The 14,171-nt window shown below is 65.8% G+C and carries 12 protein-coding genes; all 12 read left to right on the top strand.

All coding sequences use genetic code 11. From position 1 onward, the window contains the following. Positions 1-150: 150 nt before the first annotated feature. The gene (gene bioB, locus AC0IPL_RS18790) at positions 151-1,128 is read left to right on the top strand and encodes a biotin synthase BioB (protein WP_474276540.1); all 978 of its coding nucleotides are present in this window, start codon (positions 151-153) and stop codon (positions 1,126-1,128) included. Further along, entirely contained in the window at positions 1,128-2,267 is a 1,140-nt protein-coding gene (locus tag AC0IPL_RS18785; RefSeq protein ID WP_474276538.1) for an 8-amino-7-oxononanoate synthase, read from the top strand. Before bioB ends, AC0IPL_RS18785 begins: the two co-directional genes overlap by 1 nt. Further along, positions 2,264-2,977, top strand: coding sequence for a dethiobiotin synthase (gene bioD / locus AC0IPL_RS18780; protein WP_474276536.1), 714 nt, complete (start codon positions 2,264-2,266; stop codon positions 2,975-2,977). The genes AC0IPL_RS18785 and bioD overlap by 4 nt, the downstream gene beginning before the upstream one ends. Next, positions 2,974-4,272: an adenosylmethionine--8-amino-7-oxononanoate transaminase gene (gene bioA / locus AC0IPL_RS18775; protein WP_474276534.1), complete on the top strand. Its 1,299-nt coding sequence runs from the start codon at positions 2,974-2,976 to the stop codon at positions 4,270-4,272. The genes bioD and bioA overlap by 4 nt, the downstream gene beginning before the upstream one ends. A gap of 84 nt (positions 4,273-4,356) precedes the next feature. Then, a complete protein-coding gene (locus tag AC0IPL_RS18770; RefSeq protein ID WP_474276532.1) occupies positions 4,357-4,968 on the top strand; it encodes a pimeloyl-ACP methyl esterase BioG family protein in 612 nt (203 codons plus the stop codon). After that, a complete protein-coding gene (locus AC0IPL_RS18765) occupies positions 4,965-5,756 on the top strand; it encodes a methyltransferase (RefSeq protein ID WP_474276530.1) in 792 nt (263 codons plus the stop codon). The genes AC0IPL_RS18770 and AC0IPL_RS18765 overlap by 4 nt, the downstream gene beginning before the upstream one ends. Before the next feature lie 176 nt (positions 5,757-5,932). After that, positions 5,933-6,898, top strand: a complete 966-nt coding sequence (locus AC0IPL_RS18760; RefSeq protein WP_474276527.1) for an ABC transporter substrate-binding protein — start codon at positions 5,933-5,935, stop codon at positions 6,896-6,898. 347 nt (positions 6,899-7,245) lie between these two features. After that, entirely contained in the window at positions 7,246-8,211 is a 966-nt protein-coding gene (locus tag AC0IPL_RS18755) for an ABC transporter substrate-binding protein (protein ID WP_474276525.1), read from the top strand. Between the two features lie 10 nt (positions 8,212-8,221). After that, positions 8,222-9,274, top strand: a complete 1,053-nt coding sequence (locus tag AC0IPL_RS18750; RefSeq protein WP_474276523.1) for a quaternary amine ABC transporter ATP-binding protein — start codon at positions 8,222-8,224, stop codon at positions 9,272-9,274. Beyond that, positions 9,271-11,307, top strand: coding sequence for an ABC transporter permease (locus AC0IPL_RS18745; protein WP_474276520.1), 2,037 nt, complete (start codon positions 9,271-9,273; stop codon positions 11,305-11,307). Before AC0IPL_RS18750 ends, AC0IPL_RS18745 begins: the two co-directional genes overlap by 4 nt. A gap of 159 nt (positions 11,308-11,466) precedes the next feature. Continuing rightward, a complete protein-coding gene (locus AC0IPL_RS18740) occupies positions 11,467-11,991 on the top strand; it encodes a DUF2478 domain-containing protein (RefSeq protein WP_474276519.1) in 525 nt (174 codons plus the stop codon). A gap of 193 nt (positions 11,992-12,184) precedes the next feature. Further along, positions 12,185-14,092 (top strand): methyl-accepting chemotaxis protein, encoded by a 1,908-nt coding sequence (locus tag AC0IPL_RS18735; RefSeq protein ID WP_474276517.1) that lies wholly within the window; start codon positions 12,185-12,187, stop codon positions 14,090-14,092. Positions 14,093-14,171 lie beyond the last annotated feature (79 nt).

Genomic DNA, 14,171 nt, shown 5'->3' with positions numbered 1-14,171 from the left:
TTAATACCAGCTAATTACGATCAGGCGCGCAGTGGCTCGGTGGCAAATTGCTGCGTTTGGGCATTGGCGCTTGATCGGGGGTGGCAAAGTTATCTATAAAAATCGCCAACGCCATCCGCGCATGGCAGGGACATGAGCACAGGAGACAGCATGCTGGACGCTGCACCCATCCGGACCGACTGGACCCGCGAAGAAGCGGAAGAGATCTACAACAAGCCCTTCATGGACTTGCTGTTTCAGGCGCACAGCGTCCATCGGCAGTATTTTGACCCCAACCAGGTGCAGAAATCCAAACTGCTCAGCATCAAAACCGGCGGGTGCGCCGAGGACTGCGCCTATTGCTCGCAGTCGGCGCGCAACGGCGCGCAGCTGTCGGCCTCCAAACTGATCGAAGTGCAGCGGGTGATCGCCGAGGCGAAGAAGGCCAAGGAAGGCGGCGCGACGCGCTATTGCATGGGTGCTGCCTGGCGCTCGCCCAAGGACCGCGACATGGCCGCACTGGAGGCGATGGTGCAGGGCGTCAAGGATCTGGGCATGGAAACCTGCATGACCTTGGGCATGCTGGACGAAGAACAGGTGTTCCGCCTGCGCGACGCGGGTCTGGATTACTACAATCACAACATCGACACCTCCGAACGCTATTACTCCGAGATCATCACCACCCGCACATTCGCCGACCGCATCGACACCCTGAACCGGGTGCGCGAGGCGGGGATCAAGGTGTGTTCCGGTGGCATCGTCGGCATGGGCGAGCAGCAGCTGGACCGCATCGACATGATGCTGGCGCTGGCCACGCTGGAGGCACACCCGGATTCGGTGCCGGTCAACATGCTGATCCCGATCGCCGACACGCCGCTTGCGAACGTCGAAAAACTGGACCCGATCGAGTTTGTCCGCTCGGTGGCGCTGGCTCGCATCCTGATGCCAAAATCCCACGTGCGCCTCTCCGCAGGCCGCACCGACATGTCGGACGAGATGCAGGCGATGTGCTTCTTTGCCGGTGCCAACTCGATCTTCGTGGGCGACACGCTGCTGACCGCCGACAACCCCGAGGAAGACAAGGACCAGCAGCTGTTCGACCGTCTGGGCATCACCGCGATGGCCGTGGGCTGCGACGGCAGCCGCTGATGGCGGGCGCCTTTCCACGGCATGAAAGATCGCTGGAGGCGCTGCGCAATCGCGGGCGCTACCGGCAATTGATGCCGCGGGAGGGGCATGACTTTGCCTCCAACGACTATCTGGGGCTGGCGGGCAGCGAGGTGCTGCGCGCCGCCGCCGCAGACGCGCTGGCGCGCGGCGTACCGGTGGGGGCAGGTGGCTCGCGCCTGCTGCGCGGCAACGACGCCGAGCATCAGCGGCTGGAGGCCGAGGCGGCCGACTTTTTCGGCACGGAGGCGGCGCTGTTCATGGGCGGCGGCTTCACCGCCAATCAGGCGATCTTCTCCGTCCTGCCGCAGCAGGGCGATCTGGTGCTTTATGATGCGCTGATCCACGCCAGCACCCATGACGGCATGCGGCTGGGCCGGGCCGAGACCCGCAGCTTTGCCCACAGCGATGCCGACGACGCAGCACGGGTGCTGCAAGATTGGCGCGCCGCAGGCGGTGCGGGGCAAGTCTGGATCGCGGTGGAGGCCGTCTATTCCATGGACGGCGACCTTGCCCCATTGGAGCCCCTGATGACGCTGGCGGATGCCGAGGGCGCTGTTCTGGTGGTCGACGAGGCGCATTCCACCGGTGTGTTCGGCGATATGGGGCGCGGGCTGGCGCATGACATCGCCCACCGCCCCAACGTCCTATCCCTGCACACCTGCGGCAAGGCGCTGGGCGCCTCCGGCGCGCTGATCTGCGGCCAGCGGGTTTTGATCGACACCCTCATCAACAAGGCGCGGGGCTTTATCTTTGCCACCGCGCCCTCGCCGCTGAACGCCGCCCTCGTGCGTGCCGCGTTGCAAGAGTTGCGCCAGAATCCCGCTCGCCGCGAACAGGCGTGGGCCGGGATCACCCATGCCCAAGGCGAGGCAAAGCGCCTGTGCGGGCTGGACGGTTTTGACAGCCAGATCCTGCCGGTGCTGATCGGCGACGACAAGCGCACCATGGCGCTGGCCGCGGCGATGCAGGCGCGCGGCTATGACATTCGCGGCATCCGCCCGCCCACGGTGCCGCGCGGCACTTCGCGGCTGCGGCTGTCGATCACTTTGAATACTTGGGCAGGGGTCATCACTGCGATGTTCGAAGACCTCGCCCGCGAATTGGAGACACGTCCATGACGCCCAAAAACACGCTGATCGTGACCGGAACCGACACCGGTATCGGCAAGACCATCTTCTCGGCCGGGCTGGTGCAGGCGCTGGAGGCCACCTACTGGAAACCCGTGCAATCGGGGCTGGAGGAGGAAACCGACAGCCAGATCGTCACCCGTCTGTCCGGCCGCCCGGCGCTGCCGGAGGGCTATCTCTTGCAGCTGCCCGCCTCGCCGCATCTGTCGGCTGAGGCCGAGGAGGCGGAAATCGACACCGAGACGTTGCAACTGCCGGACGCCGACGGCGTTCTGGTGGCAGAGGGCGCGGGCGGTCTGATGGTGCCGCTGAACCGGCGGGAGCTGTATCTGGACCTGATCGCGCGCTGGGGGGCGCCGGTGATCCTTTGCGCGCGCACCCAGCTGGGCACGATCAACCACACGCTCCTGTCGCTGAAGGCCCTGCGCGATGCGGACTGCGAGGTGGTGGGCGTCGCCTTCATCGGCAACCCGGAGCCGGAGGTTGAGGAAACCATCTGCCAGTTCGGCAAGGCGGCGCACCTGGGGCGGCTGCCCTTTGTCGAGGCTCTGCGCAGCGCACCGGGGCCCGGCACCGACGCAGGGGGCCCGGCCGCCGCCCGCCCCCAGGAGGGCTCGGACGCACTGGCCACCGCCTTTGCCGAGAACATCAACCTGGACCTGATCCGCGAGGCGCTGGCGCAGGAGGAGGACCCGGCATGAGCGCATCTGACCTCACCCAGCTGGAATTCGACCAGCAGCACCTCTGGCACCCCTACACCAACGTCACCAAACCCGGCCCCACCTTTGTGGTGCGCGAGGCCGAGGGCGTACACATCACGCTTGACGATGGCACAAGGCTGATCGACGCCATGTCGTCCTGGTGGTGCATGATGCACGGCCATCGCAATCCGGCGATCACCCAGGCCATCCACGACCAGCTCGACACCCTGCCACATGTGATGTTCGGCGGGCTGACCCATGATCCGGCCATCGACCTGGGCCGCAAACTGCTGGAGATCACACCGGACAGCCTGACGCGCATCTTCTATTGCGACAGCGGCTCGGTTTCGGTTGAGGTGGCGATGAAAATGGCGGTGCAGTATCAGCACGCCATCGGCCAGCCGCAACGGCAGGAATTCGCCACCATCCGCTCCGGCTATCATGGCGATACCTGGAAGGCGATGAGCGTCTGCGACCCCGACACCGGCATGCACCACCTGTTCCAGGGGGCGCTGAGCGTGCAGCATTTCGTGCCGCGCCCGCCGGTCAGACTGGACCAGGACTGGACCGACGATCCGGCGCAAAACGGCCTGGGGAACTTGCGCGCGGTGCTGGAGGCCAATGCCGACAGGATCGCCGCCTTCATCCTGGAACCCGTGGTGCAGGGCACAGGGGGCATGTATTTCTACCACCCCGAATACCTCAACCAGGCGCGCGCCCTCTGTGATGAGCTGGGCATCCTGCTGATCTTTGACGAGATTGCCACTGGATTTGGCCGCACCGGTCAGATGTTTGCCACCGATTTCTGCACCGTTGAACCCGACATCATTTGTCTGGGCAAGGGGCTGACCGGCGGCCATATCTCCTTTGCCTGCACCCTGACCAACGACCGCGTGGCGACAGGCATCGGCGGCGGCAATCCCGGCCTGTTCATGCACGGGCCGACCTATATGGGCAATCCGCTGGCCTGCGCCGCGGCCAAGGCCTCGCTGGATCTTTTGACCGGGCAGGACTGGCGCGGGCGGGTGGCGGCGCTCAGCGCGCAGATGCAGGCCGAACTGGCCCCGGCGCGAGATCTGCCCAATGTGGCGGACGTGCGGGTGCTGGGCGCGATCGGCGTGATCCAAATGAAGCACCGGGTGTCGGCAGATGCGGCCCACGCGCGGGCGCATGACATGGGCGTGTTCCTGCGCCCCTTCGGCCACAACATCTATACCATGCCGCCCTTCATCACCACGCCCGAGCAGCTGAGCGAGATCACCGCTGGCATGCTGCGGCTGGCACGGGAGCTGTAGGCGGTGGATTTCCGCTGGCTGAAACAGGCGCAGGGGCATTGCCCGTCCGCGGGGGGGCAAGAAACGCCCGCCCGGGGACGGGCAATGGCCGGTGGTGCCGCCGGGCAGAACCGTGACCTGATCGTCGTGTTCGGCGGCTGGGCCGTCGGGCCGCAGGTCTTTGACCATCTCACCGGCCCGCAGGATATTCTGTTTGCCAGCGATTATACCGATCTGAACGCCGACCTGCCGGACCTGTCCGGCTACGACCGCGTCAGCCTGCTGGCCTGGTCCTTCGGCGTGGCGTCTTATGCCCATTGGCAGCAGGGGCGCGCCGATCCGTTCCGCCGCAAGGTGGCGATCAACGGCAGCCTCTCCCCGGTCAGCCGAAGCACCGGCATTCCCCCCGCAATCTTCCGCCGCACCGTGGATACCCTCGATGCCGGCAGTTTCCAGCAGTTCCTGACCCGCGTCTTTGGCGCGCCGCAGGCGGCCCATCCGCTGGATGTCGCCGCGCGCCGGGCAGAGCTGTGCGCGGTCGAGGCCCGTGGCGACGCACCGTGGATGGAATTCGACCGGATCTGGATCAGCGCCGCCGACAAGATCTTTCCGCCGGCCAATCTGGCACGCGCCTGGGAGGGGCAGCCGACCCGCACCCTCGACGCGCCACATGCGCCGTTCGACAGGTTCACCGCGTGGGAGGCCCTGTTGCAATGAAAGACATCAGCGCGCGCCTTCCCGATCAGTCCCGCATCCGCCACAGCTTTCGTCGCGGGCTGGGCAGCTATCACCACGCGGCTTCGGTTCAGGCCCGGATCGCGGCGCGGCTGGCGCAGTTGCTGGCCGAAGGCGGCGCACCGCAACGCTTTGACACCGCGTTGGAATTCGGCTGCGGCACGGGCCATCTGACCGCCCGGCTCGGCCAGCGTTTCCGGCTGGGTCAGCTGTTGCTGAACGATCTGGTGCCAGAGGCGGAGATGGCGCTCTCGGCGGTGTCGTCACAGGATCGGCCGCAGGCGCGCTTTGCCGCCGGGGCGATCGAAACCCTGGCGTTGCCGCCGCAGCTGGAACTGATCGCCTCCGCCTCCACCGTGCAATGGATTGCCGACCTGCCGACCCTGCTTGTGCGGCTCAGGGATCATCTGGCGCCGGGGGGCTGGTTGCTGCTGTCCGGCTTTGGCCGCCGCCACTTTCACGAGCTTGCGGCGCTTGGCTCAGCCGCCGCCGCCCCCAGCTATCTGGATGCCCCTGACTGGCCCGCGGTGCTGCCCCAGGGACTGGAGCTTCTGGCGCTGGAGCAGCAACCGCAGGTGCTGCATTTTGACGGCGCGATGCCGCTTCTAAAACACCTGCGTCAGACCGGCGTGAACGGCCATGCGCAACAAGGCTGGAGCCGCCGCCAGCTGCGCAATTTCGAGGAACGCTACCGCGCCCGCTTTGGCGCCGACGGCCAGTTGCCGCTGACCTACGATCCGGTCTTGCTGCTGGCCCGCAAGGCCCGCTGACGGTTTGCGGCGCACGCGGCGCGAAATACGCGTTTCGGGCGAGTTTTAAGCGTTTTCCAGCGTGAATACGCGCCGCCTCCGGGCGCATGTTAATCTTTGTCAAGGTGCCGCTGCTATGCCGGGTCGAGAGCGCCTGCGGGCGGCAATCGACGAAGGGCTGTACGGGAGTGACGCCAATGAAACTCAGGGCAATCGCGGCCGCGCTGGCGCTGGCCATGCCTGTCGGGGGCAACGCGCTGGAGATGGGAGACCGGGCGACACCGATCCGCCTGTCGCTGAACAACTGGACCGGCCAGCAGCTGTCGACCTACATTGTTGGTGGCATGCTGGAACACGCAGGCTACACGGTGGAATATGTCGAAGCGGATCAATCCGCGCTTTATCGCGAAATCGCAGACGGTGACCTGCACGCGATGGTCGAAATCTGGACCAGCAGCGATCCGGACGGATATTCTGATCTGGTTGAGACCGGGGAGCTGACCAACCTGGGCGAAATGGGGTTGGACGCGCGCAATGGCGTGGTGGTGCCGCCTTACGTGGCGCAGTTGTGCCCCGGTCTGCCCAGCTGGGAGGCGCTGCGCGACTGTGCGGGCATTTTCTCGGCCGACGGCAAGGCAGAGCGTGGGATCTACCTAGCCTACCCGGAAACCTGGGGCTCGCCCGGCGCGGACCGGATCCGCGCGCTGGATCTGCCCTTTGATGTGGTCGCCGCGGACAGCGAAGCGGCGATAATCGAAACCTTCCAGCAGGCCTATGAGGACCGCCGCCCGGTGATCGCCACCTTCTGGGCGCCACATTGGGCAATGTCCTCCTACGCGCTGCAATTCGTGCGCCTGCCCAAGCCAGAGCCTGCCTGCCACAGCGACCCGGCCTGGGGGCCGAACCCGAACGCGACGGGCGACTGCGATTTCAATCGTGGCGGTGTGGTCAAGGCAGCCTGGTCGGGTTTGCAGCAACGCTGGCCGGCCGCGCATGAGATCCTGAAAAACTATCAGCTCAGCATCTGGGACCAGCAACCGCTGATTGCCCTGGTAGATGTCCGCGGCGAAACCGTGCAGGGCGCGGCCCGCGGCTGGCTGGCGGTGAACCGCGCCAAATGGATGCCGATCGTCGAGGCCGCACTGGGTGCTGGCCGCAGCTGATCTGCTCCGCAGTTGCACAGGCTGGATGTTCAGCTGTGCCACGACAGCGTCTCTGCCCTGGGCGGGGGCGCTGTTTTTGCGGCGGGCGGGCGCATGAGGTTGATTCACAAGTTAAAAACCTGATCGCTGGATCAGGAAAATTTGCCATGGATGCCGCATTTGCTCGACAAAGTGACGTAATAGGTTCAAATACTTGCAGTATCAGCCGCCACACTTGGCCCTATCGGCGCAAGTTGGCAGACATGGCCCCGTCGCAGGGGCAGACCGGCGCCATGACCCGCGCGGGTCCAATAACAGCGCTAGAACCGGGTCTCGGGCAGCGCTCTGACATGACAGGGAGTATTAGGATGAACTTCAAGCGATATGCGCTGGCGCTGGGTGCCGCAACATTGACCGTCGCAGCCGGCATCGCCTCGGCGGCGGAGCTGGGCGACACCTCCAAGCCGATCAAGCTGGCGCTGAACGAATGGACCGGCCAGCACGTGACCACCCGCATCGCCGGTGAGATGCTGAAGGCGGCGGGCTATGAGGTGGAATATGTCTCGGCCGGCATGCTGAACCAGTTTCAGGCGATTGCCGACGGCGACATCCACGCGACGCTGGAAATCTGGTCCTCCAACGTCTCCGACGAATACGCCAAGAAAATCGAGGAAGGCACCGTGGTCGAACTCGGCGACCTGGAGCTGAACGCCCGCGAAGGCATCGCCTATCCTGCGCATGTGGCTGAACTCTGCCCCGGCCTGCCGGCCTGGGAGGCGCTGCGCGACTGTGCGATGCAGTTTGCCACCGCCGAAACCCTGCCGCAGGGCCGCCTCGTGGACTATCCCGCCGACTGGGGCACGCCCGGTGCTGACCGCATGGAAGGACTGGACCTGCCGTTCAAGGCAGTGCCCGCAGGCTCCGAGGCCGCGCTGATTGTCGAGCTGCGCGCCGCCACCGAACGCAAGACGCCGCTGCTGCTGACCTTCTGGCAGCCGCATTGGGCGATGTCGGCCTATGACGTGAAATTTGTCGATCTGCCGCCGGGCGAGGACGCCTGCTTCTCCGATCCCGCCTGGGGGCCGAACCCCGATGCGGTGAACGATTGCGACTTCTCGCCCTCGCGCATTTTCAAGGCTGCCTGGGCTGGCATGGACGAAACCTGGCCCGCCGCCTATGAGATCCTGTCGAACTACACCCTGGCCGTCGAGGACCAGCAACCGATGATGGGCGCGATCGACGTGGATGGCGGCAAGGTCGAAGAGGTGGTCGCCGACTGGATGGCCGCGAACGAGGACAAGTGGCGCCCGGTTGTCGACGCCGCCACCAACTGAGCCAGACCCGGTGAGCGGTTCCGACACGCCTGCCATCACCTGCCGGAAGGTCTGGCAGGTGTTTGGCAACACCGCCGACAGCGCCCTGAAACAGGCGCTGTCGCAGCATGACACCGCGCAGGCCGCTGCGGATGATCTGCGCGCCAATGGGCTGGTGCCTGCGGTGCAGGATGTTTCCTTCGATGTGCAGGAGGGGGAGCTGTTTGTTATCATGGGGCTGTCCGGGTCCGGCAAATCGACGCTGATCCGCTGCATCTCGCATCTGCTGCACCCCACCGGCGGCGAAATTCGCATCGACGGTGAAAACATCGTCGAGGCCAGTCCCAAGCGACTGATCGACCTGCGCCGCAAGAAACTGGGCATGGTGTTCCAGCACTTTGGCCTGTTCCCGCATATGACCGTGATCGAAAACGTCGCCTATCCGCTGCGGGTGCAGGGGGTGCGAAAGAAACAGCGCATGGCCAAGGCGCAGGAGGTGATCGAGCTGGTCGGCCTCGAAGGGCGGGAGCGCCACTACCCGCGCGAGCTGTCCGGTGGCCAGCGCCAGCGCGTCGGCATTGCCCGCTCCTTGGTGACGGATTGCTCGGTCTGGTTTCTGGATGAGCCGTTTTCGGCGCTGGACCCGCTGATCCGGCGGCAGTTGCAGGATGAATTTCTGGAGATCCAGGCCAAGCTGAAAACCACCATCGTCTTCATCACCCATGACATCAACGAGGCGCTGAAGCTCGCGGACCGCATTGCCATCATGCGCGATGGCCGCATCGTGCAGATCGGCACGCCGGCTGACATCGTGCTGCGCCCTGCGGATGATTACGTGCGTGAATTCTCTCGCGATGTGGCCAAGGGCCAGCATGCCCGGGTGGGATCGGTCATGCAGACCGGGGCTGGGCTGGTGCATGGGGCCGACGATCCCGGCCTGCGCCAGGATATGACGCTGGACGCCGCACTGGCGCGCTGCATGGAACTGTATGAACCCGTGCCGGTACGCGCGCCTGATGGTCGGCTGGTGGGCGTGGTCAACCCCGCCGATCTGGCCGCTGCGCTACAGGTGGAGCAGCCATGACCCCGCTGACCAGGGGCGCCTGTGCGGCGCTGTTTGCAGCCACGATTGGGGCGCTGTGTCTGGCGCTGGAGGGGGTAGCCCCCTGGCTCGTGGTCTTTCCCGATCGCTGGGTGATGCCCGCAACCGACTGGGTTGGCGCGGCGATGGAGTGGGGGCTGCGGCTGATTAAACCCGCCGCGCGCGCGTTCTCGGCGCTGCTGTCCTACCCGATGCAGGCTGCGAATGCAGCCCTCGGCCACACGCCCTGGCCGTTGTTGGTCGCCGCCACGACCGCGCTGGGCTGGATCCTTGGCGGGTTGCGCATGGCGCTGATGGCGGTGGTGGGACTGGGCTTCGTGCTGGCTTCCGGCTATTGGGCTGAGGGCATGAACACGCTGGCGTTGGTCGCCGTCTCCGTGCCGCTGGCGCTGCTGATCGGCGGCAGCATCGGCATCCTGGCGAATGAATTTCCCCGTGTCCGCAGGCCCGTGCAGGCGGTGCTGGACGTGATGCAGACGGTGCCGACCTTCGCCTATCTCACCCCCTTGCTGCTGCTGTTCGGCTTTGGTCCGGTGGTGGGGCTGATCGCCTCCGCCATCTATGCGGCGCCGCCGATGGCCCGCAATGTGCTGTTGGGGTTGGAGCGTGTCGAGCCCGAGATCAAGGAAGCCGCCATCATGTCCGGCGGCACCGGCCTGCAACAGCTGTTTCAATGCGAGATCCCCTCTGCCGGACGGCAGATCATGGTCGGCGTCAACCAATGTCTGATGGCGGCGCTGTCGATGGTCATCATCGCCGCCGTGATCGGCGGCTTTGACGACATCGGCTGGGAGGTTCTGTTGACCATGCGCAAGGCACAGTTTGGTCAAAGCCTGCTGGCGGGGCTGGTGATCGTGATCTTTGCCATCCTGATCGACCGGATGAGCGCCACCCTGACCGAGGACCGCCGCCAGCGCCATGATCCGCGCGTGGCCTGGGCCATTCTGGCGGTGGGCCTGCTGGTTACCGTGCTGTTCCATGGCAGCCTTGGGGCTGTGGATGATTACACCCTGTTCAACCCGGTGGCCGACCGCGTCGATGCCGCGCTGTCGAGCTTTACCACCGCCAATGCCGAGGCGCTGACGGCGCTGAAGAACACCGTGATGTTCTACGTGCTGCTGCCGCTGAGGATCGGGCTGGACCAGGCGGTGCTGCCCTTCACCTGGGGCTTTGCCTGGACCCCGTGGATGAGCGCGGGTCTCTTTGCCGCCGGTGCCGCCCTGGGGCTGGTCTGCGCTCTGCGCGGCCATGTTGCGCTGGGCTTGGGGCTGCTGATTGCGGCGGGCATGCTGGAGACCGGCATCGCGCAATTGCCCTGGCCCTTCGTGCTGGCGGGCGCAGCCGCGCTGGCGTTCGTCGCGGCCGGGCGGGGGCTGGCGCTGCTGACGGTTGTGCTGCTCACCACCATCCTGGTTTCCGGCCTGTGGGAGCGCGCGCTGTTGTCGCTGTACCTGTCGGGCGCTGCGGTCTTTGCCTGCACGCTTCTGGGCGGCGGCATCGGGCTGGCCTCGGCACTGTCCCCGACCGTGTGGCGCGTGGTGCGCCCGGTCTGCGACATGCTGCAGACGATCCCGTTGTTCGTCTTCCTGATCCCGGTCCTGATGGTGTTCCAGATCGGTGAGTTCTCGGCCTTTCTGGCGATCGTCGCCTATGCCATCGTGCCGATGATCCGCTACACCCGCCACGGGCTGACGGAGACCCCGGCCGAGATGATCGAGGCCGCGACCGCCTCTGGCGCGACCCGCTGGCAGATGCTGCGGGACGTGCGCGCGCCCTATGCCGCGCCGTCGATCCTGCTGGGGCTGAACCAGACCATCCTCTATGCCTTTGCCATGCTGGTGATCGCGGCGCTGATCGGCACCACCGGTTTGGGTCAGTCGATCTATCTGGCGCTGGGCAAGGCGGATGTGGGGTTGGGGATCTCTGCCGGGGCGGCGATGGCCATTCTGGCGCTGATTGCCGACCGCATCGTGCAAGGGTTCGCCGAGGACCGCCGCCGCGCCTTGGGGCTCTGATCCGGTCAGACGTCGCCGGGCAACAGATAAAGGGCACCCGCTGCGGTGCCCTTTCCTGTTCTGAGGTCCTCGCGCTGCCATGCCCCGCTGCCAACCGGGCTTGACCCTGACAGCCTTATCCCCACCTATGGAGCAGCACGACACCGGAGAACACGACCCATGCAACTCGCCTATGTGATGACCGAGGACCGCGGTGCCACCGACCGTTTGCTGAGCGCCCTTGCCGAGCGCCTGCAGGCCCGCGGCATCCGTCTGGGCGGCATCGTGCAGACCAATGTGGAATGCCACGACAGCGAATTGTGCGACATGGATGTGCGGGTGCTGCCGGAGGGCGGCACCATCCGCATTTCGCAGTCGCTGGGCGCTGGGTCGCGCGGCTGCCGTCTGAACCCCGAGGCGCTGGAGCAGGCGGTGGGGCTGGTCTCCGCGGCGCTGCAATCGGCGCCGCCGCCGCAGCTGCTGATCGTCAACAAATTCGGCAAGCACGAGGCCGACGGCCGCGGCATGCGCCCGGTCATCGGCGAGGCGCTGGCGATGGGCATTCCCGTGCTCTCCGGCGTCAACAGGCTGAACGTCGCGCCTTTCCAGGAATTCGCCGGTGGTATCGCCACGGCGGCGGGCCCGGATCTGGATGCGCTGGAGGCCTGGGCGCTGGCCGCGGTCGGCGAATCGGCACCGGGTTGAGGCAGGGCCCTGGCGCCAGACCCATCGCGCCAGCCGCCCACCACCCGTTGCAGTCATTATGTTCGGTGCCGCAAGCCCCCGATAAGGCAGCGCAAAATCAGGGCAATTTTAAATGGGATGCCAAGGCTAGGACTTTTTTAGGAAGCTGTGACTAAAGCTTTGGCAAATGGCCCAATAAAAGGACCCTGTAACAATGCCAGCTTTCCTGTACCGCCTGCCTGTGCGGATCTACGCGCTCGCGCTGCTCGCTCTTGCCATGACCGCGGCCCTGACAGTTCTGATTCTGACTCAGGTCACACAAAACGCCTATGACATGCGCAAAAGCGAGCTGCACAATGTCACCGATGCAGCGATCAGCCTGCTGCACGACCTCGAACAAGGCGTGGCGGATGGCCGCTTCACCCCCGAGAACGCCCGCGAGATCGGCCGCGAGCGTCTGACCGCGCTGCGGTTCGGCGAGTCGGGCTATGTCTTCGTGTTCGACCACGACATCACCGTGCAGGCGCACCCGGTTGTGCCCGACTGGGTCGGCACCAACCAGGCCGGCTACAAGGACGTCAAGGGCATGAACGTCTTTGTCGAACTGGAGAAGATCGCCGCCAGCCAAGGGGCCGGTGATCTGACCTACTACTTCAAGAAACCCAACTCTGATGTGATGGAAGCCAAGATCGGCTATGTGCAGGCGTTCAAACCCTGGGGTTGGATCATCGGCACCGGCGCCTATGTCGCCGACATCGAGGCCGACATAGCGGCCATGCGCAACCAGGCCATCGTGGTGATGGTGGTCAGCCTGCTGCTGTTGTCGCTGGGCGCGTTTTTCGTCACCCGCGGTGTCACCGGCCCGCTGGGCGCGCTGAAGGACCGCATGCAGGCGATGGCCGAAGGCGACACCGAAAGCGAGATCCCCTCGACCGAGTCGCGCAGCGAACTGGGCGAGATCGCCCGCACCCTGGACGTGTTCCGCACCGCCCTGATCCGCCAGCGCGAGCTGGAGGAAGAGCAAAAAGAGCTGGACCAGGTGCGTAGCCGTGTGGTGGACACTCTGCGGGGCAAGCTGTCGGTGCTGTCGCAGGGCGACCTGACCGCACAGATTACCGAGGCCTTCCCAGAAGAATACGAACAGCTGCGCAAGGACTTCAACACCACCGCGCAGACCCTCAGCGGCACCGTCGAACAGGTGGTGGCTGCGGCCGCCAGCATCCGCAGCGGCGCCGAGGAAATCAGCCAGGCCTCTGATGACCTGTCGCACCGCACGGAGAGCCAGGCGGCAACCTTGGAACAGACCGCCGCCGCGCTGGATGAGCTGACGGCCAGCGTGAAATCCGCCGCCGAAGGCGCGCGCAGCGTCGAGGCCACCATGGACGAGGCCAAGGAAGAGGCGCGTACCAGCGGTGAGGTGGTGCAAAGCGCCGTGGCCGCCATGACCGAGATCGAGCAGTCCTCGACCCACATCAGCCAGATCATCTCGGTGATTGATGACATCGCGTTCCAGACCAACCTTCTGGCCCTGAACGCGGGCGTCGAGGCGGCCCGGGCGGGCGAAGCCGGCCGCGGCTTTGCGGTTGTTGCCTCCGAAGTGCGCGCCCTGGCGCAGCGCTCCTCGGATGCGGCAATGGAAATCAAGACCCTGATCGGCAACAGCTCCCAGCAGGTGGAGCGCGGTGTGGATCTGGTCGGCAAGGCGGGTGAGGCGCTGCAAAGCATCGTCTCGCAGGTCAGCCACATCTCGCAGCTGGTGTCCGGCATTGCCGAAGGGGCGGCGGAACAGTCCACCGGCCTGCATGAGATCAACACCGGTGTGACACAGCTGGACCAGGTAACCCAGCAAAACGCCGCCATGGTGGAAGAAGCCACCGCAGCGGGCCACATGCTGAAGACCGACGCCACCAAACTGTCGGAGATGGTTGCCCACTTCAAGATCCCCGGCGGCAACAGCGCCAGAACGGCCGCCCCGGCCGCCCCGCGTGCGGCCATGACCGCGGCTCCGGCTGCGCCCACCGCCCATGGCGATGACGACTGGGATGTGGAGCTGGCGCCGGCCCCGGCTGCCGTCCCGGCGGCAGAAGGCAACGCGGCCCGCGACATGTGGCAGGATTTCTGATCCTGCCCCCTCCCGGCGGCGACGCCGGGAAACAACAACAAAAAAACGCCCGAAGCCAGGCTCCGGGCGTTTTCTTTGT

Source organism: Leisingera sp. SA32, assembly GCF_056033425.1.
This window is presented reverse-complemented; position numbering and strand designations above follow the sequence as displayed.